The sequence below is a fragment of the Tardiphaga sp. OK245 genome (assembly GCF_900108575.1).
GTDB classification, from domain to species: domain Bacteria; phylum Pseudomonadota; class Alphaproteobacteria; order Rhizobiales; family Xanthobacteraceae; genus Tardiphaga; species Tardiphaga robiniae.
This window is the reverse complement of the sequence record NZ_FNWZ01000002.1, coordinates 486,936-512,058: the sequence shown is the minus strand read 5'-3', so window position 1 is coordinate 512,058 and position 25,123 is coordinate 486,936. Positions and strand designations below refer to the sequence as shown.

General features: G+C 61.5%; 21 protein-coding genes. 10 read left to right on the top strand and 11 right to left on the bottom strand.

The window, feature by feature from the left end; translation table 11 throughout:
• Positions 1-81 precede the first annotated feature (81 nt).
• From BLW80_RS09065 to BLW80_RS09055, 3 genes are all read left to right on the top strand, one after another.
• Complete coding sequence (locus BLW80_RS09065) at positions 82-1,320, top strand: CaiB/BaiF CoA transferase family protein (RefSeq protein WP_244528078.1); 1,239 nt, start codon at positions 82-84, stop codon at positions 1,318-1,320.
• Positions 1,320-2,078 (top strand): enoyl-CoA hydratase/isomerase family protein, encoded by a 759-nt coding sequence (locus tag BLW80_RS09060; RefSeq protein WP_093757694.1) that lies wholly within the window; start codon positions 1,320-1,322, stop codon positions 2,076-2,078. The genes BLW80_RS09065 and BLW80_RS09060 overlap by 1 nt, the downstream gene beginning before the upstream one ends.
• 76 nt (positions 2,079-2,154) lie before the next feature.
• Positions 2,155-3,384, top strand: a complete 1,230-nt coding sequence (locus BLW80_RS09055) for an ABC transporter substrate-binding protein (RefSeq protein WP_093757693.1) — start codon at positions 2,155-2,157, stop codon at positions 3,382-3,384.
• 66 nt (positions 3,385-3,450) lie between these two features.
• Here BLW80_RS09055 and gyrB read toward each other — a convergent pair whose 3' ends face one another.
• The 7 genes from gyrB to rpsT all read right to left on the bottom strand — a co-directional run bounded on the left by gyrB (position 3,451) and on the right by rpsT (position 15,288).
• Positions 3,451-5,892, bottom strand: coding sequence for a DNA topoisomerase (ATP-hydrolyzing) subunit B (gene gyrB / locus BLW80_RS09050; protein WP_093757692.1), 2,442 nt, complete (start codon positions 5,890-5,892; stop codon positions 3,451-3,453).
• Between the two features lie 226 nt (positions 5,893-6,118).
• The gene (locus BLW80_RS09045; protein WP_093757691.1) at positions 6,119-7,270 is read right to left on the bottom strand and encodes an FUSC family protein; all 1,152 of its coding nucleotides are present in this window, start codon (positions 7,268-7,270) and stop codon (positions 6,119-6,121) included.
• 93 nt (positions 7,271-7,363) lie between these two features.
• Positions 7,364-9,481 (bottom strand): hypothetical protein, encoded by a 2,118-nt coding sequence (locus BLW80_RS09040; protein WP_139285797.1) that lies wholly within the window; start codon positions 9,479-9,481, stop codon positions 7,364-7,366.
• Between the two features lie 160 nt (positions 9,482-9,641).
• Entirely contained in the window at positions 9,642-10,790 is a 1,149-nt protein-coding gene (recF, locus tag BLW80_RS09035; protein WP_093757689.1) for a DNA replication/repair protein RecF, read from the bottom strand.
• A gap of 209 nt (positions 10,791-10,999) precedes the next feature.
• Complete coding sequence (gene dnaN, locus BLW80_RS09030) at positions 11,000-12,118, bottom strand: DNA polymerase III subunit beta (protein ID WP_089263411.1); 1,119 nt, start codon at positions 12,116-12,118, stop codon at positions 11,000-11,002.
• A gap of 244 nt (positions 12,119-12,362) precedes the next feature.
• On the bottom strand, positions 12,363-13,796 hold the full coding sequence (gene dnaA / locus BLW80_RS09025) for a chromosomal replication initiator protein DnaA (RefSeq protein ID WP_089263412.1): 1,434 nt from the start codon (positions 13,794-13,796) through the stop codon (positions 12,363-12,365).
• 1,225 nt (positions 13,797-15,021) lie between these two features.
• Entirely contained in the window at positions 15,022-15,288 is a 267-nt protein-coding gene (gene rpsT, locus BLW80_RS09020; RefSeq protein ID WP_068729934.1) for a 30S ribosomal protein S20, read from the bottom strand.
• A gap of 355 nt (positions 15,289-15,643) precedes the next feature.
• Here rpsT and BLW80_RS09015 point away from each other — a divergent pair, with 355 nt between their 5' ends.
• The 4 genes from BLW80_RS09015 (at position 15,644) to BLW80_RS09000 (ending at position 18,838) form a co-directional block, all read left to right on the top strand.
• Positions 15,644-15,958 carry a hypothetical protein gene (locus tag BLW80_RS09015; protein ID WP_068729932.1) on the top strand — a complete coding sequence of 105 codons (315 nt, stop codon included), beginning with the start codon at positions 15,644-15,646 and terminating at the stop codon, positions 15,956-15,958.
• A gap of 184 nt (positions 15,959-16,142) precedes the next feature.
• Complete coding sequence (msrA, locus tag BLW80_RS09010; RefSeq protein WP_093757688.1) at positions 16,143-16,799, top strand: peptide-methionine (S)-S-oxide reductase MsrA; 657 nt, start codon at positions 16,143-16,145, stop codon at positions 16,797-16,799.
• Positions 16,800-16,982: 183 nt separating this feature from the next.
• Positions 16,983-17,609 (top strand): polysaccharide biosynthesis/export family protein, encoded by a 627-nt coding sequence (locus BLW80_RS09005; RefSeq protein WP_093757687.1) that lies wholly within the window; start codon positions 16,983-16,985, stop codon positions 17,607-17,609.
• Between the two features lie 227 nt (positions 17,610-17,836).
• On the top strand, positions 17,837-18,838 hold the full coding sequence (locus BLW80_RS09000) for a Bug family tripartite tricarboxylate transporter substrate binding protein (RefSeq protein WP_093757686.1): 1,002 nt from the start codon (positions 17,837-17,839) through the stop codon (positions 18,836-18,838).
• 162 nt (positions 18,839-19,000) lie between these two features.
• Here BLW80_RS09000 and BLW80_RS08995 read toward each other — a convergent pair whose 3' ends face one another.
• Together BLW80_RS08995 and BLW80_RS08990 are read right to left on the bottom strand one after the other, a co-directional pair.
• The gene (locus tag BLW80_RS08995) at positions 19,001-19,672 is read right to left on the bottom strand and encodes a dienelactone hydrolase family protein (RefSeq protein WP_089263694.1); all 672 of its coding nucleotides are present in this window, start codon (positions 19,670-19,672) and stop codon (positions 19,001-19,003) included.
• A 76-nt stretch (positions 19,673-19,748) separates the two neighbouring features.
• On the bottom strand, positions 19,749-20,090 hold the full coding sequence (locus BLW80_RS08990; protein ID WP_093757685.1) for a hypothetical protein: 342 nt from the start codon (positions 20,088-20,090) through the stop codon (positions 19,749-19,751).
• Positions 20,091-20,305: 215 nt separating this feature from the next.
• Between BLW80_RS08990 and BLW80_RS08985 the strand changes: the two genes are divergently transcribed.
• On the top strand, positions 20,306-21,400 hold the full coding sequence (locus BLW80_RS08985; RefSeq protein ID WP_089263417.1) for an HD-GYP domain-containing protein: 1,095 nt from the start codon (positions 20,306-20,308) through the stop codon (positions 21,398-21,400).
• A gap of 12 nt (positions 21,401-21,412) precedes the next feature.
• Here BLW80_RS08985 and BLW80_RS08980 read toward each other — a convergent pair whose 3' ends face one another.
• Both BLW80_RS08980 and BLW80_RS08975 read right to left on the bottom strand, forming a co-directional pair.
• Positions 21,413-23,008 (bottom strand): AMP-binding protein, encoded by a 1,596-nt coding sequence (locus BLW80_RS08980; protein ID WP_244528077.1) that lies wholly within the window; start codon positions 23,006-23,008, stop codon positions 21,413-21,415.
• 122 nt (positions 23,009-23,130) lie between these two features.
• Complete coding sequence (locus BLW80_RS08975) at positions 23,131-23,544, bottom strand: VOC family protein (protein WP_093757683.1); 414 nt, start codon at positions 23,542-23,544, stop codon at positions 23,131-23,133.
• Positions 23,545-23,698: 154 nt separating this feature from the next.
• On the opposite strand from BLW80_RS08975, the gene BLW80_RS08970 reads away from it, so the two are divergent.
• Together BLW80_RS08970 and BLW80_RS08965 are read left to right on the top strand one after the other, a co-directional pair.
• Entirely contained in the window at positions 23,699-24,688 is a 990-nt protein-coding gene (locus tag BLW80_RS08970; RefSeq protein ID WP_093757682.1) for a Bug family tripartite tricarboxylate transporter substrate binding protein, read from the top strand.
• A gap of 158 nt (positions 24,689-24,846) precedes the next feature.
• Positions 24,847-25,104, top strand: a complete 258-nt coding sequence (locus BLW80_RS08965; RefSeq protein WP_089263421.1) for a DUF3551 domain-containing protein — start codon at positions 24,847-24,849, stop codon at positions 25,102-25,104.
• Positions 25,105-25,123: the final 19 nt, after the last annotated feature.

Below are 25,123 nucleotides of genomic sequence, written 5' to 3'. Positions count from 1 at the left end.
ATCTTCGATACTCATGCTCTTGTACGAAAACCATGCGTGCCGATGTTGTCGGCGGATATTCGTATGGACTGGGAGGATGATGTGAACACAGCAGAAAAGATAGGTGGGCTCAAGGAGCGCAACGGTCCTCTCAAGGGCGTGACGGTGCTTGACATCACGCGTGTTGTCGCAGGTCCATTCTGCTCGATGTTGTTCGCAGACCTGGGTGCCACCGTGATCAAGGTGGAGCATCCCGGAGAGCCGGATTATGCGCGGACCTTTCCACCCTTCGTCGGCAACGACGATGAGCAACTCAGCGCCTTCTTCACCCAGTTCAATCGCAACAAACGCGGCATCACGCTCAATCTCAAATCCGATGATGGCAAGGCCCTGCTGAAGAAGCTGGTGCAGAAGGCCGACATCCTCGTTGAGAACTTCCGTCCCGGCACGATGGACAAGCTTGGCCTCAGCTACGAGGTGCTGCGCGAACTCAATCCCAGGCTCGTCTACACCGCTATCAGTGGCTTCGGTCGCACAGGTCCAAATTCATCCAAGCCGGCCTATGACAATACGGGGCAGGCGGCCGGCGGCCTGTGGTCGATGAACGGCTATGCCGATCTGCCGCCGGTGCGCGTCGGCACGATCATCGGCGACCTCGCCGCTTCCCTCTATGCGGCTATCGGAACGCTCGCAGCATTGCGAGAGGCGGAGAAGACCGGCGTCGGTCAGGTGGTCGATGTGTCTCAGCAAGACTCCGTGTTGACACTGACCGAGAACGCCGTGGTTCGTTACACCGCGCAGAAAGAGGTCGCCTCGCCACTGGGCAACGATCATCCGTTCGTTCGGCCCTATGGCCAGTTTCCCTGCAAGGACGGCTACGTTTTCTTCGGCGGCTACACCGACAAGTTCTGGGCGATTACCTGCACGCTGTTCGGCGAGCCGGAACAGGCCAAAGATCCTGCCATCGATACGATGGAGAAGCGGTTCGATCACGCGGTGGCAGAGACCAGGGTCAAGCCGCTGCTGGAACGCTGGTTCGCGAACTACACCAAGGCCGAACTCGAGGAGATGGCCGGCGACAAGATTCCGCTCAGCGCCATCAAGACCATTGCCGAAGTGGTGGAAGACCCGCACATCGCTGCGCGTAACATGATCGTCGACGTTCCGATCGCCGGAAAGCTGATCGGCATGTTCGGCCTGCCGATCAAGCTATCCGGTGCGGGACAGATGTCGTTCGAAAAAGCGCCGCTACCTGGCGAGGACAATGCAGAGGTTCTCTCCCGGCTGGCGGATGTCACGGCGGCCGAGCTGGCGCGTCTCAAGGCGTCGGGAGCGATCTGATGGCGATTGATTTCACCAAGGACGGTCACGTCGCAACTGTCCGGATCAACCGGACGGACAAGATGAATGCGCTGACGCTCGCCATGTATGACGACCTCGGCCGCGCATTCCACGCCATCAAGGATGACGATGAGATCCGGGCCGTAGTGCTGACCGGCGCGGGCGATCGCGCCTTCTGCGTCGGTGCTGACCTCCGGGAGTCTATTCCTGCACTTGCGGCGGACACGATCGACATCTCTGCCTGGGACCCGGCCCACATCAAGTTTCCCGGATTCTATAAGCCGGTCATCAGCGCCATTCGCGGCATGTGCATGGGCGGCGGGTTCGAGATCTTGCTGGCGACGGACATCCGGATCGCGGCGCGCGACGCTGTCTTTCAACTGCCCGAACCGAAGCACGGTTTCGTGCCGGCGGGAGGCACGCTCGTGCGCCTGGTCCGGCAGATCGGCTACGCACATGCCATGGAGATCATGCTGACGGCAGAGCGCTTTTCCGCGGATGCCATGCTTGCCAAAGGCGTCGTCAATCGGGTTGTCGATTCCGATCAAGTCGAACCGCTGGCCTATGAGATGGCAGCCAAGATCGCGGCACTGAGTCCGATCGCCATCCAGACCATCAAGGAAGCGGCGCTGACGCTTCAGGACCTGCCGCTCGCAGAAGCATTTCGCGTGGAGGCCGCGCTCGGTCAGCGCACCTTCACGAGTGCGGATGCCAAGCGTGGCCTGGCTGCGTTTGCGAACAGAGGAAACGGGAAGTGACGATGCGATAGGTCCCTGGAGAGATCGCGCGTTGCAGGCATATTGAAAAATCAAAAACGTAAAAGGGGTGGAGGATATGAGACGATCTGAACTGGGTGTGTGCTTTACGACGGCGATTGCCAGCGTTTTTCTTTGCACCGTCTCTGCTTTGGCGCAGAACGCACAGGTCTCGGATGGCGTCGTCCGTGTCGGCGTGATCGAGGATATGTCGGGCGTCTATGCCGACATTACCGGCAAGGGTGCCGTGACTGCGGCGCAGATGGCCGTGGAGGATTTCGGCGGCAAGGTCCTCGGCATGCCGGTCGAAGTCGTATTCGCAGATCACCAGAACAAGCCGGACATTGCCGCCAACGCTGCACGCAAATGGTTCGATACCGACAAGGTCGATGCCATTCTCGACGTTGCGTCCTCGTCGCCTGCTTTGGCCGTCCTTGAAATCGCCAAGGAGAAGAAGAAGATCATCACGCTGAGCTCGCCGGGATCGACCCGGATCACGAACGAGGTGTGTGGACCCTATGTGGTTCATTGGGCCTATGACACATTCGCGATCGCGAACAGCACAGGTAAGGCGCTAGTCAGCCAGGGTTTCGATACCTGGTATTTCGTGACGGCGGACTATGCGTTCGGTCAAGGCCTCGAGAAGGACACTGGCGATGTCGTCAAGGCATCGGGCGGCAAGGTCGCCGGTGCAACGAAACACCCGGTCGGGACCGCGGACTTCGCCTCCGTCCTACTGCAGGCACAGTCGTCCAAGGCCAAGGTTGTGGCTCTCGCCAATGCCGGCGGCGACACCATTAACTCGATCAAGCAGGCGGCAGAGTTCGGCTTGACGGCAGGCGGCCAGAAGCTCTCGGCGCTGGCGGGATTTATCAACGACGTTCACGGTCTCGGATTGAAAGAGGCTCAGGGGCTGACGATCACCGAGGCGTCGTATTGGGACATGAACGACGAGACGCGGAAGTGGTCGAAGCGCTTCTACGGGAAGGTGAACGCCATGCCGAACATGCTTCAGACCGGCACATATTCATCGGTACTGCATTATCTGAAAGCCGTGCAGGCCGCCGGCACCGACAGCACCGAAGAGGTGATGAAGAAGATGCGTGAACTGCCCGTCGATGACGTGTTCTACAAGAACGGCAAGATCCGCGAAGATGGTCGTATGGTCCACGACATGTATCTGTTCGAAGTGAAGAAGCCCGCCGAGTCGAAGGCGCCGTGGGATTACTACAAGCTGCTCGCCACAGTACCCGCCGATCAGGCGTTTCAGCCGTTGGCGCAGTCGCGCTGCCCGCTGGTGAAGAAGTAGGATAAACGCAAAAAGGCCCGCCAGAATGGCGGGCCTTTTCAGTTTTATCTCTAGGGTGCAATACGCTTACACGTCCACATTCGCGCTGAGCGAATTGTCCTGGATGAATTCGCGGCGCGGTTCGACCACATCGCCCATCAGTTTGGTGAAGATGTCGTCGGCCTCATCGACTTCCTTGACCCGGACTTGCAGCAGCGAACGCTCATTGGTGTCGAGCGTGGTTTCCCAGAGCTGGCCGGGGTTCATCTCGCCCAGACCTTTGTAGCGCTGCAGGGCCACGCCCTTGCGGCCGGCGTCGGTGACGGCCTCGAACAGCGAGACGGGGCCGTGAATCGGGAATTCGATGTCCTTGCGGCGCAGGACACCGGATTTCGGATAGGCCTCCTGCAGGCTGCCGGCATATTCGTCGAGCTTGCGCGCATCGGCGGAGCCGAGCAGGGCGTCATCGATGAAGGAGACGTCCTTCACACCGCGAATCGTGCGTTCGAAGAAGAAGCCCTGGCCTTCGCGGAATTCACCGATCCAGCCACGCTCGACTTCGTCGGCCAGCGCGTCCAGCCGCTTGGCGATGTAGTCGGCGGCGGCATTGGCGGTGGCGAGATCAGCGGTGACCCTCGGATTGAGCACGCCAGCGATTGCAGCCTGCTCGATGACTTTGCGATTGTAGCGCGAGTGCAGATTGTTGAGCGTGCCGCGGATGATGCGAGCATCTTCCACCAGCGCCAGCAGATCACGGCCTGTGCGATCCTCGCCCGAAGCGAGCTTGAAGATGCAGTCGTCGAGACCGGTATCGATCAGGTAATCTTCCAGCGCCCGCTCGTCCTTGAGGTATTGCTCGGACTTGCCGCGCGTCACTTTGTAAAGCGGCGGCTGCGCGATGTAGAGATAGCCGCCTTCGATCAGCGTCGGCATCTGGCGGAAGAAGAACGTCAGCAGCAGCGTGCGGATATGCGCGCCATCGACGTCGGCGTCCGTCATCAGGATGATCTTGTGATAACGCAGTTTCGACAGGTCGAAGTCGTCGCGGCCGATGCCGGTGCCGAGCGCTGTGATCAGCGTGCCGATCTGTTCGGAGCCGAGCATCTTGTCGAAGCGCGCGCGCTCGACATTGAGGATCTTGCCGCGCAGCGGCAGCACGGCCTGGAATTCGCGGTTGCGGCCCTGTTTCGCGGAGCCGCCTGCCGAGTCGCCCTCGACGATGAACAGTTCGGACTTGGCAGGATCGCGCTCCTGGCAGTCGGCCAGCTTGCCGGGCAGGGAGGCGATATCCAGCGCGCCCTTGCGCCGGGTCAGTTCACGGGCCTTGCGGGCGGCTTCGCGGGCAGCGCCGGCCTCGATCACCTTGCTGACGATGATCTTGGCTTCGGTCGGATGTTCCTCGAACCACGAGGCGAGGGCTTCGTTGAGAACGTTCTCGACCACTGGACGCACTTCCGAGGACACCAGCTTGTCCTTGGTCTGTGATGAAAATTTCGGATCGGGCACTTTCACCGACAGGACGGCAGTGAGACCTTCGCGGCAATCGTCGCCGGTCAGGGCGATCTTTTCCTTCTTGGCGACAACTTCGGCATAGCCGTTGACCTGACGCGTCAGCGCGCCACGGAAACCGGCCAGATGGGTACCACCGTCGCGCTGCGGGATGTTGTTGGTGAAGCACAGCACGTTCTCGTGGTAGCTGTCGTTCCACCACATCGCGACTTCGACACTGATGCCGCTCTGTTCGGCGCGCATCACGATCGGCGTCGGCACCATCGCCTTCTTGTTGCGGTCGAGATATTTGACGAATTCCTCGACGCCGCCCTCATACATCATGTTCTCGGTCTTCTCGACCGGATGACGCAGATCCGACAATCTGATGTTGACGCCGGAATTCAGGAAGGCGAGCTCGCGCAGACGATGTTCGAGTGTCGCGAAATCATATTCGAGTGTCGTGAATGTTTCCGCCGAGGCATAGAATGTCACTTCGGTGCCGCGCCTGCCATTGGCATCGCCGACCACCGAGAGCGGCGCCACCGCGTCGCCATGGGCGAATTCGATGCGGTGCTCTTTGTCGTTGCGCCAGACGCGAAGGATCAGCTTGCTCGACAGCGCGTTGACGACGGACACGCCGACGCCATGCAGACCGCCGGATACCTTGTAGGAGTTCTGGTCGAATTTTCCGCCGGCATGGAGCTGGGTCATGATGACCTCGGCTGCCGAAATGCCTTCGCCCTTGTGAATGTCCACGGGAATGCCGCGACCGTCGTCGCGCACCGTCACCGAGCCATCGGCATTCAGAATAACTTCGACGGCGCTGGCGTGACCCGCAAGCGCTTCGTCGATCGCGTTGTCGACGACTTCGTAGACCATGTGATGCAGGCCCGAACCATCGTCCGTATCGCCGATATACATGCCCGGGCGCTTGCGGACGGCGTCGAGTCCCTTCAGGACCCGGATCGATTCCGCACCGTATTCGATGGGAATGGCATGCTCAGTGTCGGCGATGGGTTGCCGGGCTGGTTCAGTCATGTAGGGGCCTTCGAAGGTGTGCCGAATCAGCGCGGAAAACGGCGTCTGAATCGCTCTATTTGTGCCACGAAAGGCGCATTGCGCCTAGCGCAAAGTAACGCGCAGCAAGCTATTGAATAAATAGGTTTTTTTGGCGTCATTTCAAGCCGATTTGAGGCCGTTTTCGTAGCCTGATTTCGCGCCTGTTCCGGGCATCGAAATGCCCCGCTTGCATGCATCCGAGAGGCTATTTGTCGGCCAGTCCCGTAGCTGGTTTGGCGGCGTTTGCCTTGAGGCCGCGCCGGGCGATCAAATGCGCGGCCAGCACGACCGGCTCCAGCAGAACCATTCCGAACAGAATGCCAAACAGGCGGTCATAGCCGGGCTCCAGGGCGGCATTGGCGTAGTTGTCAGGCACCAGCACCACGAGGAAGGCCAAAGTGAATTGCAGGCCCGCATAACTCATGGAGGGCGGGCCATTTTCGATGTGACGGCCGATCATGACGCCGAGCGCGAGTCCGATGGTCATCACGACAGGCGAATGTTGGCTGACCAGCAGGATTGCGCTGGCGAGCAGACCGCCCGCGAGACAGCCAACCAGCCGGTTCATCATGCGCGAGGAAACCGGGCTGAGCATGCCTTCCGCCAGCGATGCGGCGGGCACCAGCATGACCGCGAAGATCGTGATGCTGGATTGGCTGAGCGATGGGATGCCGAGCCACTGCCAGGCCCAGGGGATCAGTGCCAATGCAATGCCGCCGACCAGAGCGTGACGCGCTACCGTGGCGTGCCATTGCCGCGTCGGCTGGTCGACCGGCTTGGCGCGCAGATTGTTGTCCGGATTCGGTAGCGCGCGTCGCACTGTCCAGGTCGAGATCGCACTGACAATGACGCAGGCGGTGGTACCGGCCAGCACTTCGAGCACGCGCGTCGAGGCAAAACGCAGGATCGGCTCCCGCGCATGTTCCATGCCTTCGATGAGTACCATCAGGAAGGTGAGGCCGGTGAACAGCCACGCATAGGCGCGGCGGCCGACGATGGCGAAATAGAGCGTGACGCCGCCGCCGATCAGAAGACCGAGACTCAGCAACAATGGCTGCTTGAGCACGAACGGCGCCGCGGCAAGCGCGAGCCCTGCACCTGCGAGCGTCCCGATCACACGGAGCAGCCCGCGGGTGAAGCTTTCGGTGACGTGCGAGCGCATCACCATGTAGCCGGAGAATGCGGCCCAGCCGACATTCTCAGCGCCGATGGCGTGCGACAAGACGATCGCCAGCAGCACCGAACAGATGCATTCGGCCTCATCGATCATGCGCGGCCCGGGGATCGGCAGCGAACGCATTTCGGTTCCGAACGCGCGTGCGATCCGCGACAGATGAATGGCCAAAAATACCAGCATGGCCAGATATTTATGCTGTCGAACGTGGTCTACAACAGACGATTTCTCATGGCCCAATGCAGTGGCGGACGCGCGCGCTTGCGCGCTTTGTCCTCAGTAGAGCTGCAGCGGGAGGATATCCCGACCGTCAGGGCCAACCATCAGGCCCCAGCTATCGTTGGCCGCCACCTTGATCGTACTGTCATGTCCGGGCTTGCCCGCCGCCTTGATCGTGACCTTGTAGGCGCCGGGCGGCAGTTCCATCGTCGGACCGTTCGGATTTTGCGGTCCGCCCACGCCGGGCGCGACCTTGATCGTCTTGTTATTGACGCTGACCGATACTTCCGTGTCACCCATATTGCCGAACAGCAGCCGAACCTTGCCCAGTGCAGGCAGGATGCCCGCCTTCGTCGCTTCTGCGGGATGGCGCACCACCAGACTGACCGTGGTCTCGTCGTTGCGGCGTTCCAGCTTCAGCATGGCCGGCCCATCGGGGGCCTTGAAGGAGAGCGTGGCGCTGTCCGGCTTGATGACAGCGCTCTTCGTGTCTTCCTGCCACTGTCGCTGCGTGAGTTCGCGTCGGTAGAACGCCAGAACGGAGTCCAGTCCCGCAGGCACAGATGCACTCAACTCATGTCTGAACGGCGCGCCGCCTGGCAGCCCTGAAGTACCCAGCGATCGCAACGTCCGCTGCTTCGGCGTGGGATAATCGGTGTCGCCATCGGACTCGAGAACCTGTTCGGCGCTCTTGGCGTTGCCCGTGGTGGTGGTGTTGGCAACGACCGCGACAGGCACGCCCTTCAGGCCCGAGCCTGTCGCCGTGACATTGACCTTCGGGCCCATCTGCATCGCCGTCATTGAGATGCTCTGCTTGGCCTTGCTGAAATTCAACACCACCATATTGGGATTGTTGATGACTGACGGCGTGCTCTTCCAGCCGAGCGTTTTCAATCCGCTGCGGTAAAAATCTGCCAGCGCGCTGACGCTTGATGAGCTGGTAAATGCGAGCCTGCCATCGGCGCCGTCGAAGTCGATCTCGCTGGCGGTGTCGGGCACGGGAATCGGTGTGCTCGAACCGTCCATCGCGCGCAACGCAGTTTCCGGCCCACGCGCGGCTTGTGCCGCTGCGCGCTTCGCATCCGCTTCGGCAATAGCCGCTTGCCCGAACGCGAGTGCATCCTTGATAAAGCGGTCGTCTGCTTCCTTCTTGGCCTTGGCGCGCGCGGTGATCACCGATGGCAGAACCTGTACGTTGATCTGCACGGTGGTCAGATCGTATTTGCGACCGATCTGCATCGTTGCCGTCTCTTCCGGCGATGTGAATGCGAGCGAGGCGCGATCGGCAGTGACAACGGTGTCCTTGCTCTGTTCGACCCAGCCCTTCTTGCCGAGTTCGCGGCGATAGAAGGCCAGCACCGGGCCAAGTTCAGCCGGGATCAGCGCATGCGCTTCACGTTTGATGGAATCCGCGCTGCCCGTGGTTCCTGCGGATTTAATGCGTTCCGGTCGCGGCAGGCCTGCGGATTCAGGGCCCGCAGCGAGATCTTGCGGAAGCGCGAAGGGCGCGACGCGAATTTCGACGCTGGTCTTGTTATCGGCGCTCCGCTGCAAGGTCAGCATCACCGGCAATTGCCGCGTGTTGCCGTCACGAGAAAAATAGACGCGCACGCCATTCGCGATCGTCTCGTCGATCTTCGCATCCGGCCAACGCGCCTCGGCTGCGCCCGCGGACAGCGGCGACCAACCCAATGTAGCGAGTTCTTTCTGAAAGAAGGCGAGCGTCGCATCAACGGTTTCAGCCGTCGTGCATCCAAGATACGGCCGCCGTTCGTCATAGACGATATCGGTCGCGAGATCGGGGAAAGGCAGGTTCACTTCCAGGCGCTGCGAGCTGTAGCTGACGCCCGACCGATCGGGTCTACTGCCGTCGCTCATAAAAGAGGCCGACACACCCTGCGCACCCTTCTTGTACCAGCGACTGCGATCTGATCCCTCGAGTGGCGGCGTGTAGGCGATCCAGCCATCGGCTGCGAGTAATTTTCCGGTGTTGGCAATGGTGTCCGCGACGTTGCCTGCGCCGAAATAGCTGGCGCTGAGATTGGGGTATTTGGTGGCTTCAGGCCGGGCCATCGCGCCTTCGATATGCGGCAGCGTTCTCACATCCACCAGGCCGTCTTCCGCACGGCAGGCCAGCGAGCCGCCGGCGATGGCGGTGCTGACGAGCAGGGCCAACAGGCAGTGTCTGGCCGGGAGCTGTATCCCGCGCTTGCTTGAAAACATCACTGAAAGCCTCCGGCGTTTGCTTGCGTGCATGCAAAAGCGCTGCCCACAAGGGCAGCGACATTATTTGCGCGGGGCACTTAGAGTGAGTTGTAGGAGGTGTTGCTTTGGTTCAACCGGCCGGCTGGCGCCGCGCGATATGCCCATTGGCGACGTCGAAAATCTCGCCGGATGGGCCGATATCTGCGAAAGCAACAGGATCGGCGCCGGTCATCCAAACCTGGGCGCCCAATTTCGAGAGTTCGCCGAACAGCGACTTGCGCCGATCAGGGTCGAGATGGGCGACGACTTCGTCAAGTAACAGGAGCGGCGTGATACCGGTCATCTCCGCGACCAGGGTGGCGTGGGCGAGGATGAGCCCGATCAACAGGGCCTTCTGTTCGCCAGTGGAGGCATCGTGCGCCGGCATGTTTTTCGGCGCATAGATCACCTGCAGATCGGTGAGATGCGGGCCGTCGAGCGTGCGGCCGGCGGCGGCATCACGCGGGCGGCCATCGCGCAAGATCTGGCGATAGCGATCTTCGACCGCCGTGGCCGGTTCATTGACCAGCGCATTCTCCATCCAGCCGTCGAGCATGATGAGTGCGGATGGAAAGGCCGAGGCTTCGCCGCGCACGCGGAGCATCTCTCCGAGCCGCATCGCGGTCTGGCCGCGCGTCGCGGCGACGGCAACCGCGAGTTCGGCGGTCTCGCGCTCGATGGCATCGAGCCAGTGGGCGTCGCTGTTCCGGTCTTCGAGCAAGCGGTTGCGCGAACGCAGGCTTCGCTCGAGCGCGGAGACGCGACCGGAGTGATCCTTGTCGATGGCCAGCACGAGGCGGTCGAAGAAGCGCCGGCGTTCGGAGGCGGCGCCCATGAACAACTGGTCCATCGCTGGTGTCAGCCACACCATGCGCAGGTGATCGCCGAATGCGGTGGCCGAGCCTACCGGCTCACGGTCGATACGACAGCGACGGCTGGTGGACGCACCTTCTGCCGCGGGGGCATCGATGCCGGTGCCGAGTGTGGCGAGACCAACCTCACCCTCGACAGTCGCCGAGACTGCCCAGGAACCGTCGCCTTCGTTATTCGCAACGTCTTCGAGTGTCGCGCGGCGCAGGCCGCGGCCTGGCGACAGAAACGAGATCGCTTCGATGCAATTGGTCTTGCCGGCGCCGTTTGGACCGACGAGGGCGACCATATCCGCCGACGTCTCCAGCGATGCCGCGCGGTAGCTGCGGAAATTGGTGAGCGACAGGCGATGGATGCGGGAGGCGGTCATTCGTGAATATGGGACTCAGCTAAAGTCGTCGCAACGCGCCGCGCCAATCTCCGTTGTCATCCCCGCCTAGTGCGCAGAAGGCACATGCGGGGCGGGGATCCATAACCACGGCCGGCACAATTAAAACGGCAGAGTCGTGGCTACCTAGCTGCAACTAATTCTTCGGAGGCTATGGCTCCCCGCTTTCGCGGGGACGACACCTGAAAGACTCACACCCGCATCGGCATCAGCACATAGAGGGCGCCCTTGGCGTCCTTGTCCTGTACCAGCGTCGGCGAACCGGGATCGGCGAGGCGCAGCACGGCGACTTCGCCTTCGATCTGGGCAGCGATGTCGAGCAGATAGCGCGAGTTGAAGCCGATATCGAGCGCGTCGGAGGCGTATTCGACCTCGAGCTCTTCCGTCGCGCTGCCGGAATCCGGATTTGTCACCGACAACACGAGCTTGCCCGCCGACAGCGCGAGTTTCACGGCGCGGCCGCGTTCGCTGGAGATCGTCGAGACGCGGTCGACGGCGTTCTCGAAATCCTTCTTGTCGATCACCAGTTCCTTGTCGTTGTTCTGCGGGATTACGCGGCCATAGTCGGGGAATGTGCCGTCGATCAGCTTCGAGGTCAGAACCACATTGCCAAGCGTGAAGCGGATCTTGCCCTGCGACAGCTCGATGGTGATCTCGGCTTCCAGATCCTCGATCAGGCGCTGCACTTCACCGACCGTCTTGCGCGGCACGATGACGCCCGGCATGCCGTCGGCGCCCTTGGGCAATTTGAGGTCGATCTGCGCCAGACGATGACCGTCGGTGGCGACGGCACGCAGGGTCGCCGCGGTCGCGGTGCCGGCGGCGTGGAGATAGATGCCGTTGAGATAATAGCGGGTCTCTTCGGTGGAGATCGCAAACTGCGTGCGGTCGATCAGGCGCTTGACGTCGGAGGCGGGCAGCGCAAACGAGTGCGTCATTTCGCCGGCGGCGAGATCCGGGAAATCATTCTCCGGCAGCGTCTGCAACGTGAAGCGCGAACGGCCGGCGCGGATCGCCATCACCGAGCGGTCGCCATCGGCTTCGAGCACGATCTGCGAGCCATCCGGCAGTTTGCGGACGATGTCGTAAAACATATGGGCGGGCACGGTGGTGGAACCGGCGGTGCCGACTTCGGCGGCCAGGGTTTCCGTGACTTCAAGGTCGAGGTCGGTGGCCTTCAGCGACAGCCGCGCATTTTCGGCACGGATCAGCACGTTGCCCAGGATCGGAATCGTGTTGCGGCGCTCGACCACGCGATGCACGTGGCTCAGCGACTTCAGGAGTTGCGCGCGTTCGACGGTGACCTTCATAACAAAACCCGCCCGATTCAATCCGGTGTCGTGTGGAAATGCCTGGCGGCCCGAATGGGCGCCGCGGCGATGACACCCGCAAGCTCGATCAAGTGGATTTTGCTCAATCCCGCGGGGGACCGCAAGGTGGCGTGGATAGCCGGGAAGCGCAAGAGAGATGCGCTTCCGGCCCCCAATGTTTTGACGGTTAACACCCTCGTCCTGCCCCGGCGCACGCTTTGGCGCGTCGGGGGCGGGGACGCTTTTACTCCTGCAGTTGGCGCTTCAGCGTCTCGACCTCATCCTGCAGGGCCACGTCCTTGCCAACCAGCGCCTCGATCTTGCGTACGGCATGCAGAACCGTGGTGTGATCGCGGCCACCGAAGCGGCGGCCGATTTCCGGCAGCGAGCGCAGCGTCAGGGTCTTGGCCAGATACATCGCAACCTGACGGGGGCGCACGACATTGGCGGTGCGGCGCGACGACAGGAGGTCGGACCGGCTGACATTGTACTGACGCGCGACGACACGCTGGATGTCCTCGATCTTGATGCGCTTCGGCTCCTGCGGGCGGATCAGGTCGCGCACTTCGCGCTCGGCCATTTCCAGCGTGACCGGCGTGGCGTTCAGCTTCGAATGCGCCAGCAGGCGGTTGATTGCGCCTTCGAGATCGCGGCCATTGTGGGTGATGGTGCGGGCCAGATAGTCCAGCACCGGTTCCGGTACGTCGAACGAGGCATGATGTGCACGGGCCGCAGCAACGCGCGACTTCAGGATGCCCAGGCGCAGCTCTTCGCCGAGCGAGCTCATTTCGACGACGAGACCGCCGGCCAGGCGCGAACGCACGCGTTCGTCAAGGCTTTCCAGATCCGACGGCGGTCGATCGGCGGCGATCACCACCTGGCGGCCGGCATCGATCAGCGCGTTCAGTGTGTGACAGAATTCGGCCTGCGTGGTCTTGCCCTGCAGGAACTGCATGTCGTCGATCACCAGCACGTCGATGCCGCGTAGCGCTTCCTTGAAGGCGAGCGCCGTCTGCGTCTTCAGCGCAGCGACGAAGCCGTACATGAACTTCTCGGCGGTGAGATACAGCACCTTGCGGTCGGGGCCGGAATTGCCAGCCCAGGTCACGGCCTGCAACAGATGGGTTTTGCCGAGGCCGACGCCGGCATGGATGTAAAGCGGGTTGAACATCACCGGATCGCCGCGGCGACCTTCGGCGACCTGACGCGCGGCAGCATGGGCCAGCGTGTTGGCGCGGCCGAGCACGAAGCTCGCAAAAGTTAGGCGCGGATCGAGCGGCGAGCCGCCGAGTGCTTCATGGCTTGCGGACACCGGCGCGGTGGCCGTAGCGCGGAGTTCGGGCGCGGGACGGTTGTTGAACGTCTCGGTGCGGCGCGCTTCGGTCGGCGCTGCGGCTTCCTTGTTGGCGGGCGCAACGTTGCGCATCGCCGAACGCACGGTGAGATCGACGCGATGAACTTGCGGCATCTCGGCCTGCCAGGCGTTCAGCACGCGCTCGGCGTAGTGGGCCTGGATCCAGCTCTTCAGGAATCGGGTGGGTACCGAAAGATGGACGCTGTCGTCCTGCACGCTTTCGAGATCCATCCGCGCGAACCAGCTGGAGTAAACGTCTTCGCCAACCGTCGACCGCAGCCGACCTTTCACGCGAGACCAGTGATCCTGTTCCATATTAGCCATTGTCAGAGAACTTTTCAGATAGAGTGAGTGTCCGGCACAACGCTGCCGATGAATGTCCGCGTATGGAGACGCGGTGCGACCTCGTGTGACGCGTCGTCTTCGGGCACAGCTCCGCCAACGGCCATCCGGCCGAGGTCAGATCAGTGATGTCGAAGAGGACCTCGTCGCGAGGTCAGCGCGTACTGGAGGGTCTGTCGGGAACGTGGGCGGAGGTGTGGATCGCCGTATCTAAACGAGACGCAGATCGCGGTCGCTGGAATGCTGTCGTGGTCGATTTGCGCATAAAGCCTCCCCCGCTCACCGCGGTCGCTCGCGGCAAGATGTCAGTTCACATGTGGTTCAAAGTCAGTCCGCAACGCTGAACATCGAAACTCGTTCAGTCGCATTCCCGTATCGTCGTCTTGCCCGCTCGCCTGCCCGCTTACTTCCGCACCGTCAGCTTTGCTGGTTGCGATTGGCCGGTGCGCATTTCTTTTCAAAGCATCCGGATGGATACCCGAGAAATTTCGACACAGAACAACCCTTCCCATATTGCTATGGGCTGCGATCCGATCAAAGCTTGGAAGGTGTCGCTAACCTGAAGACCGTCGCTGATCCTAAGGTCCGTCCTGGTTCTTAAATCGCGCTGATCTGAAGAACCGCGGGCGCCGCGAGTGATTAAAGAAATACAGCACGCCCGGTTTCTCGCAACGGAATCATTTTTCAGGTGCCCCGCAAAAGCCTCACTTGCGCAGCCCGGAACACGTCGTGATTTTTTTGACGATGCGTCAAGGTTTTGAATCAACGCGCTGAATCGTAATGTGACAGTGCCGTTGCAGATTCGATCCAGCGAAAAAAGAAATTCATAATTCATTTACGAATGAAGGGGCCGAGTCCGCGTTTTCAAACTGGTCCGCTTCGCTATGCCGATAAGTGATTAGAGCCGCGCGTTTTTTTCTGTGCGTTGAGTCAGGGTAACCCTAGACATCGGACTCGTGCTGGCGGCGTGGCGCTGTTGCTTTTTCAGAATCACGCTGACGCAAGCGATAACGCGGATTGGCACTCGGTGTGATGCGTTGTGCGTTCCGGCTGTGCCGTTGAAGAGACATGACGAGACGCGCATCGCGCAAGCGCGCGGCGGTCTTTGCGCTTCATCAGAATTTGTGACGCGATAGCGCGAACGCATTGCGGCATAAAAAAAGCCCGGCGTGAAGCCGGGCTTTTTGGAAAGAATGTTGTCGTCAGATTACTGCGCGAGCTTCGCGATCTGATGGACGAGACGCGAGACCTTGCGGCTTGCGAGATTCTTGTGAACGAGGTTGCGCTGAGCAGCCTTCATCAGTTCGGGCTCGGCGAGCTTCATCGCCTTCAGCGCCGCTTCGCGGTCGCCGCTCTTGATCGCCGCCTCGACGGTGCGGACTGCACCGCGCATCTGGGTGCGGCGGGACTTGTTGACGATGGTGCGGCGGGCAATCTTGCGCGTCGCCTTCTTGGCGGAGGTCGTATTGGCCATATCTCACTATCCTTCAGCAGCGTCCCGTCTCGGGCGCCGGGCTGATTGACGTCTGCCGCTCGACTGCGGCCAACGCTGATCTGTTTCCGGGGTGTTCCTGAAAATGCTATCCCCGGAGCGGCAAAGCTCACGCGTTTCGAAACTCACGGGGCGCGCCGCTCAAAGAACAGCGGCGGCGGGATTGCGCCCACCGCCATTGGCGCTCCTTATAGAGTGCCCGATTTCCACCGTCAACGCCTTCCGGCTGCGCCTTTAGACGAAAAACAGCCGCAGAGTGGCGGTTAAGTTGCTGATGAGGTTGAATTTCTCGGGTTTGCCCGGTATTGCCGGGGGTGAGAGCGATGAGGGGATTCGGATGATCCGCGGGTTTTTCCGCCTGATAGGGCTGTTATTGCTGGCCGGTGGGTTCGTGTTCCTGGTCTATGATGGGGCGCGCTCGATTGCCGATCAAGCGCTGCGGCTGACCCGGCTCGGGGAGTTCTGGAACGACATCAACCAGGCCAGCCAGCGTTCCTTCCAGGCGATGGTCGATGCCAATGCGCCGTTCCTCAGCGGGCTTCTCAAATTGCTGCTCAACCAGCCGGCCTGGGCCGTCATGGGCGTGCTCGGCATCGTGCTGATGCTGTTGTTTCGGCCAAGCAAGCCGTTGATCGGCTATTCGCGGAATTGAACGGCGCTCGACGACGTAACACACCTGCCGTTTCCCTCGTAGATACCTATATTGCCACCTGCGATACGCCGCGCGGCAGGAGTGAATCCGGTTCTGCCTCGCGGGTGCTGTTGGCCCCCAGATCTGCACGTTCGTCCAGCGAACCGGAGTCCACTTCGTTCGCGAGCGCGCCGGGAGATGATCCATGCTTTTCATGCGCAAGACCGCTGCATTGCCGACCGCCGCCGAAGCACTGCCCGGTCGCGATACGCCGATCCCCACTGCCAAGCATCACTTCGTCAATGGCAGCAACATCCAGCCGCCCTATCCAGAAGGAGTTGAGTGGGCGGTGTTCGGGCTCGGTTGCTTCTGGGGTGCTGAGCGCAAGTTCTGGGAGCTCGGCGACGGCATCTATACGACCGCGGTCGGCTATGCCGGCGGCTTCACGCCGAACCCGACCTATGAAGAGACCTGTTCGGGCCGTACCGGTCACACCGAAGCGGTGCTGGTGGTGTTCGATCCGAAGAAGATTTCTTACGAGCAGTTGCTGAAGACGTTCTGGGAGAGCCACGATCCGACCCAGGGCATGCGTCAGGGCAACGACATCGGCTCGCAATATCGTTCCGCGATCTACACCTTCAGCGATGCACAGCGCGATGCCGTCGCAGCGTCGAAGGCGGCGTATCAGAAGGCACTGTCCGCGAAGGGCCTCGGCGCCATCACCACCGAGATTGCGCCGGCCGGGAAGTTCTACTTCGCCGAGGACTATCACCAGCAGTATCTGGCAAAGAATCCTGGCGGCTATTGCGGTCTCGGCGGCACCGGTGTGTCGTGCCCGATCGGGGTCGGCGTTACGGCCTGAGCTGACCACGGCTAAGTGTAGATAAACAACGTCAAAAGCCCGCTTTCGGAGCTCCCGAAGGCGGGTTTTTTGCTGCCTGATGGAAGGCCGTGACAACGGAATTTTAACCATAAGAGGCCAAAACCGAGGCTGCCTCTATGAGGGATATGTCCAGTGTCGTCTGCCCGCGCGTTTCGTCTGCCCATGATTGTCGCGGTTGCCGCGCTGGCTTTGTCCGGCTGCATGCGGAGACCGGGTCCTGTTGCAGTGGTTGCGCCGGCTGCCGATCTCGACACGCTCGCTTACGGTCGCCCGGGTTACGGGCCGGCGGCAGTGCCGGTCGCTTATGCTCCCCCCGTCTCGACCTATGATGCGCAGTACAAGCTCGATGCCGGCGACAAGCTGCGCGTCGTGGTTTACGGCCAGGAAGGTCTCACCAATTCCTACGCCATCGATGCCGGTGGCGCGATCACCATGCCGCTGATCGGCCGCGTGCCGGCGCGTGGCATGACGCCCGCTGCCCTGGCTGCGAGCATCACCGGTCGCCTGCGCAATGGCTTCATTCGCGAGCCGTCGGTGGCTGTCGAAATCGAAGCCTACCGTCCGTTCTTCATCCTCGGTGAAGTTGCCGCTCCCGGACAGTATCCCTACGTGCCCAATATGAGCGTCGAGAGCGCGATCGCCATCGCCGGTGGTTTTTCGCCACGCGCCAAGCGTGATGAAGTCACGCTGACCCATACCACCGTCGAGGGCTCGTACCGCGCCGTGGTGCCATTGGGCACGCCGATCAATCCCGGTGATACGGTGCTGGTCAGCGAGCGCTGGTTCTGATCGCACGCATCGATCGCGGTCATCACCTCACACGCGATTTTCTCCGCTTCACGGAATAGACGCGCTTTCCCGCGATGAAATTGGCTGCGATGTATCGGCGCATTGGCGTCAGGATGCGCGTTGCTCTGTATCAGAATCGTCTCCCGCCCTGTAGCAATGATCAAGCGAGGTCAACTCGCTGAAATGCGCCGCCATGTCGGCACATATGGATATCAGGGGGAGAAGAGATGAAGACCAGTCCGTCGGTCAACGTGATGCGCGGCGTCACTCTGGCAGCCATCGTGGCGCTGGGAGCGGCGCTGTCTTCGCAAGCATTTGCGCAGACCGCGCAATCCTATCCCGATCGGCGCATCACTTTCGTCGTGCCCTATGCGCCCGGCGGTGCCACTGACGTCGCTGCGCGCCTGCTGGCGCAGAAGCTGCAAGAGTCCTGGAAACAGACCGTCACCGTGGAGAACAAGCCGGGCGCCGGTGGCGTGATCGGCAACGATTTCGCTGCCAAGGCTCCGGGCGATGGCTACACGGTGCTGATCGCAATCACGCAGATCATCCAGGCGCCGAGCCTGATGTCGAAATTGCCCTACGATGCGTTCAAGGATCTCGCGCCCGTCACGCAGGTCGCGATCTCGCCGATCGTGCTCGTCGTGCCCGAAGCGCAGCCGATGAAGTCGGTGAAGGAACTGGTCGATCTTGCCAAATCCAGTCCCGGAAAATATCCGTACGGCACTTTTGGCAACGCCACCACGTCGCATCTTTACGGCGAGCTTCTGAAGAAGAACACCGGCATTGATATGACCCATGTGCCGTATCGTGGCGCCGCGCCGCTCTTGAACGACTTGCTCGGCAATCAGGTCACGGCGGCCTTCCTCGACTTCACCACGGCCGGTCCGCAGCTCGAAGCCGGCAAGATCCGTCCGCTCGCGGTGGGCGGCGAGAAACGCAAGCCCAAGCTGCCGAACGTGCAGACCATGGCCGAACTCGGCTATCCCGGTTTCGAGGCTGAAGGCTGGGTCGGCGTCTTCGTGCCAGCAGCGACGCCGAAGGACATTGTGAGCAAGCTGTCGGCCGAGCTCGGTCGCATCATCAATTCGCCGGAGGGGACCGCCGGCCTGCAGGCGGTCAATCTCGTTCCGGTCGGAGACAGCCCCGAGTCCTTCGAGAAGAGCCTGCGCCGCGATTTCGATCGCTGGGCGACGGTGGCAAAGACAGCGGGCGTGAAGGGCGAGTGATGTTCCAATTTCTCCCGACTGGCAGGGAAAGATCGAGGCTGCTCCCTCTCAGTCGTCATACCCGGGCTTGACCCGGGTATCCAGCTTTGCCCAAGCGCTTGTTGGTGCCGCAAAGGTGGATTGCCGGGTCAAGCCCGGCAATGACGTGGAGAGGGCGGCGGCTTACTTCAGATGCTTCGCGAGGAACGCGAGGCTGCGCTCCCTTGCGATGTCCGCGCTGGCCTTGTTGTAGCTGGCGCGCTGATCGCAATTAAAGCCGTGTTCGGCCCCGTCATAGACGAAGATCTCCACATCCGGCCGCTTGGCGCGGATGGTCTCGACGTCCGACAGCGGAATGCCGTGATCCTTTTCACCGAAATGCAGCTGCGTCGGTACGGTCGGCTTGTCGTCGGCAAAGCGCACCACGGCGCCGCCGTAATAGCCAATGGCGGCGCTGAGGCCGGTCAGCTTCGTGGCGGCGGCGAAGGCAACGCTGCCGCCAAGGCAAAAGCCGATGATACCGACATTGCCGACATCCCCAACGGAATCGATCGCGGCCTGGGTATCGCGCAGCATCGCGGGCCAATCCGGATTAGCAACGAACTTGCGCGCGATGGCGATTTCCTCGGGCGAATAACCGGACTGGAAGTTGGGTTCGGTGCGATCGAAGATCGACGGCGCCACCGCCACATAGCCTTGCACCGCGAAGCGATCGCAGACCGTGCGGATGTGGTCGTTTACGCCGAAGATCTCCTGGATCACCACCACGGCGCCCTTGGGCTTGCCCTCAGGCTGGGTGCGGTAGGCGCCGAGTTTGAAGCCGTCAGATGCAGTCAGCGTGATGTCTTGTCCCACGAGGTATTCCATATCGTTGTTGAAGGGGTGAGGTCTGTTTGGCGCGGACGACAGCACGGGTCTACTCACAAAGCGGCTACTGCCACATCCAATGCCGGCCCCAGTCGCCCTTCCAGCCGGTCAGGCGTCCCTTGCGAAACTGGAGATAGAGGCGGTCGCGGCGGTCGAAGAAGCCGCTGCCGCCGAAGGTGCGGATCGCCAGATAGATCTCATCGCCCGGTCGGCCGCTGACATAGGTTAGCGGGGTGCCCAAGATACGGGCGGCGTCATCCGCCGCCATCCCAAAAGCCAGCGGGGTGGCGTTCGAAAGGGTTGCCGTGAATGGCAGATCGGGCCTCGTCCCGGCGGGCTGCCCGTGGGCCGGAACCGTGACGGCGAGGGCGGTCGCGACGCCGAGGATGAACCTGATGGTCTTCATGGCGCGATTGTTTTCCGGATCGGATCCCGGCGCAAGGCGGCATTGCTTAAAGTTTTCGCGAAAGCCCTAACCGACTGATAGTGCTATCCGCCGGAATGAAACCTTCCGGGGGGCGATCAGGAAGCATTAACAATACCCATTAAGCTTCAAGAACCCTGTTCCAAGGTATGTATGTCCTGCTTGCGGCCCCGTTCGCCGCAATAGATCGAGGGCATATGACCGCTTCAGTCAACCAATCGCCGGCGCGCCGCCGACTGCTTCTGGCATCGGACCGCAGCGATCACAGCAGCGAACTCGTCGATATCCTGCAGAAGGTCGGCGAAGTCGATGTTGTCCCAACGTCAGCCATTCCGGAGACGCCGCCGAGCGAGCTGTCGGGTATCGTGGTCGATATCAATCTGCGCTCGGCAGAGGCCGTGCAGCGCGTGCGCAACAAGCTGCGCCACAAATCCTATGAAGCGATACCGCGCCTGTTCGTGCTGGCCGACTCGCTGCATCACGGATCCATGCAGGCCTGGGCGCTCGGCGCCACCGATACGATCGCGCGGCCGTTCGATGCACGTGGCATCATGCAGCGTATTCGCGCGGCATTTCCAAACCCGCATGACGAGGACTTCTCCGCACGCGGCAAGGCGCTGAATCGCGGCGTCGAGGCGGCGCATGCGGTCATGGTCAAGATCTTCGAGAAATTGCCGGCGGGCGTGCCGCTCACCTTCAACGACGTGATGCAGGCAGAGAACCAGATTCTGAAGGCCATCAAGCGTACATCGCTGCGCGAATGGCTGGCCGCAGTCGGCCGTCATCACAATCACAGCTATCGTCACTGCCTATTCGTGACGGGGTTCGCGGTGGCCTTTGCGCAGCATCTCGGCATGCGCGACGAAGATCAGCGCCGCCTCACGCGCGCAGCCCTCGTCCATGATGTGGGCAAGGCCTTCATCCCGGTCTCGATCCTGGACAAGCCGGGCAAGCTCACCGAGGACGAGACGCTCGAGATGCGCAAACATCCGCGTCTCGGCTTCGAAGCGCTGGTGGCGCAGGGCAGTTTTCCGCGCGAGATGCTCGACGTGGTGCTGCATCACCACGAATTCCTGGATGGCAGCGGCTACCCCGATGCGCTGGCCGGCGACCAGATCAGCGACATCGTTCGCCTTATGACCATCGTCGACATCCACGCGGCTCTGGTGGAGCGGCGTGCGTATCGCATGGCCTTCACGCATGCCAAGGCGTTCGAGATCATGGAGCAGATGGGCGACAAGATCGACCAGCAACTGCTACAGGTGTTCCGCCCGGTGGCGCTCGGCGCGTAAGCGCCGTTCGCCTCAGGCCAGCAGCTTGCGCAATTCCGCCTTGGCCACTTTTTCAAGCGTCGAACGCGGCATCTCGTCCACGAAGTGGATTTCGCGCGGCACCTTGAAATCCGCCAGCCCGCGCTTGCAAGCCGCCATGACACTCTCATACAGCGCTGGTGGTGCCTGCGCGACGCCGGCATGCGGGATGATGAAAACCACCGGCACTTCATCCAGCATCGGATGTTTTTTGCCGACGACGGCGGCTTCGCGCACGCCGGGCACGGTGATGACGACCTGTTCGATCTCCGATGCGGCAACGTTCTCGCCGCCAACTTTCAGCATGTCCTTCGCACGGTCGCCAAACTTGATATAGCCGCGCTCGAGTAGCGTGACGCGGTCGCCAGTGATGAAGAAGCCGTTCGCGTCGAAGCTGTCTGAAGTCGCGGCCTCGTTGTGCAGATATTCCTTGAACAGCGACAGGCCGGGAATGCCCTTGATCGTGAGATTGCCGGTCTCACCCACGGCAGTCGGCGTGCCGTCGTCGTTGGTGACGCGGATGCCATATTCGGTTGCGGCGCGGCCGATGGCCATCGGCGTATTGGGCTGGTCGACCTCACCAATAATGCCGTGGGTGATGGTCTCGGTCATGCCCCACCAACCGATGATCTTGACGCCGAATTTGGCGAAGGCCGGCGGATCGCAGAACGACGCACCCCACATCCGGAAATGATGCTTCGGCACCTCATGTTCGAGCAGCGCCTTCATGCAGAACGGGATCGTCGAAAGCCAGGTTGCGCGATGTTCGGTGGCGACGGACCAGAACCGGCGCGCAGAGAAGCGGGGCTGGAGCACGATGGAGGCGCCGACCCACAGCGTCGCCAACATCGAATAGGCCAGTGCATTGGTATGGAATAGCGGCAGATAGGTCATATGCGTATCGAACGCATGCAGGTCCTGATGCGCCGCGTTCACCTTGCCGCCCCACAGCGCATTGGCATGAGTCCACAGCACGGCTTTGGGCCGCGATGTAGTGCCCGACGTATATTGCACGCTGCAATGCGCCCAGGGATCGACCGGGCGGCGTGGACGATCGGCGCTGTCGGCGAACAGGGATTCGAACCGCTCAGCCTTGCCCACAGCATGGCCGTCGGCCGACGCGCCGGCGTTGTGCGACGTCACCGCGATCCAGCGTAGTTTGCGACAATTGGTGGCGACAGGCTCGACATAGGATGGCTGGGTGATTGCGGCGACCGCGCCGCAATGATCGGCGAAATATTCGATCTCCGCGGCTGAAGAGCGCGTATTCGTGGTGACGGCGATGGCTCCGAGTTCGACGCAAGCGAACCACGCCAGCAGCATCTCGACGCAGTTGTCGAGATGGATCAGCACATAGTCGCCCTGGACGATGCCGCGTCGGGCAAGGCCTGCGGACAGTGCGCCGACGCGATCGTGAAACTCGCCATAGGTCCATGGCCGCGCGGGCGCATCGAATGGCGACCAGATAATAAAGGGGTGATCGCGCCGCGTTTCCGCGCGCATGCGCAGCAGCCACGGCACATCCATGCCGTCGAACGGGCCGATCGAGCCGGGAATCATGGCGGGATTTGTGGCGAGCTGGTGGGGCATGTATCCTCCGTTGAAAGCCGCCGGAGCGACCGCTTACGCGGGTGCGGCTTTCTTATTCTTGTTTTTACGGAAGATGTTGTGCCATCAGCGGCGGCGGTGCGCAAACCGCAACGCGTGCAGGATCAGCCTATTTCGTAAGACGAAATTTCAACCAGGCTGCCATCGGGATCCCGGCAATAGACCGAGCGCAAGGTGCCGCGCGCGCCCTGTTTGGCCACCGGGCCTTCCTCGATAGCAACATCGCAAGCGCCGAGATGCGCAACCACGGCGTCGGGCGGTGATGCAGTGAGAAAACAGAGGTCGTCGCTGCCGGCCATCTCATGATCCGCCGTGAACCACTCGACCTTATCGGCGCCGATCGGCCGCAGATTGATCTTTTGCACGCCAAAACTCACCGATGTGCGCGGCAACTTGCCCGGACCGGGATCGAACACCTTCACCTCCATGCCCAGGACGCGTTGATACCAGGTGGCTGAGCGCTGGACGTCAGTGACATTCAGGACGAGATGATCGAGGGCCGTGACGGTGAGGGACATGAAATGGTCCTTGGCGTTGCCTTGACGTTTCTTTGGGCTGGTGCCGCAGTAGTGTCGCACTGGCCGATAGTTGAATTGTTTGGTAGATACGGCCGTTGTCAATTCAACACACGCTGACCGCGCGCAAAGTTGCGGCAGCCGGAGGGAATAAAATATGACGTCACGTCGTGTCGCGATCGGTCTAATTGCGCTTGGCTTTTCTGCTTTTACTGCAACCGCTCTCGTTCCGGTCAGCTCGGCGCTGGCCGTGGATTATCCGACGCGGCCGGTTCGCTTTGTCGTCGGCTATCCTGCTGGCGGTGCAACCGATATTCTGGCTCGCCTGATCGGGCAGAAGCTATCCGAGCGAACCGGCCAGCAATTCGTCGTCGAAAACAAGCCGGGCGCGGGCAACAATATCGGCACCGAATCTGTCGTGAATGCAGAACCCGACGGCTACACGATCCTGCTGGTCAATCCGGCGAACTACATCAACGCGACGCTTTATGGGAAGCTGAGCTTCAATTTCGTGCGTGATATCGCGCCTGTCGCCGCCTTCCATCGCACCGCCAATGTGATGACCGTCAACAAGGACATCACGGCGAAGACCGTCGGGGAATTCATCGCCTATGTGAAGGCCAATCCGGGCAAGGTGAACATGGCGTCGTCGGGCAACGGCACCTCGGTGCATCTGTCCGGCGAGATGTTCATGATGCTTTCAGGCGCCAAGATGCAGCATGTGCCCTATCGCGGTGCTGCGCCGGCGATCACCGACATGCTCGGCGGTCAGGTCCAGGTGATCTTCGACAATATGCCGTCAATCATCCAGCATATCCGCTCAGGCAGCCTTCGCGCGCTGGCGGTGACGACCACCGACAAATCGTCGCTTCTACCCGATGTGCCGACCGTCGCGGAAACCGTGCCGGGTTATGAGGCCAGCGCTTTGTTCGGCATGGGTGCGCCGAAGAAGACGCCACCGGAGATTATCGCCAAGCTCAACGCGGACGTTAATGCGGTGCTGGCGGATCCGGCCGTCAAGGCCAAGCTGATCGATCTCGGCGGCGAACCGCTGATCGGACCGCCAGAAGCGTTCGGCAAGATGATCGTCGCAGAGACCGAGAAGTGGGAGAAAGTGGTCAAAGCCGCGGGCCTTAAGGTCGAATGAACCCATGCGGCACTATGGTGTCTAGCCCTTGTGATGACGCCAGCGTAAGCGCGTAATCACAAGACTGGGATGTATCGGAGCTTGCGGGAACGTTCATCCGCAGGCTCTGTTGCTTTCTGGGGATGTCACAGGACCGCTGCCGCGAAGGAGAAGACGTGATGCGCAATCTGATGCTGGCCGTGTTGGCTGTTGGTGGTGTCTCGGCCATGGCTTCCAGCCCTGCAGCTGCCGCCCCGACCTATCCCTACTGCATCCAGTCGCAGGCTTTTGGGACCGATTGCTCCTATCCGAGCTATGAAGCGTGCCAGGCCACTGCATCGGGCCGCGGCGTCGACTGCATCGTCAATCCGCGTCTGGCGTTCAGCCCGCAGCCTTATGCCGAACCGCGCCGCAGTCGTCGTTCGATTGCCTATTAAGATCCATCTTCATGGCGGC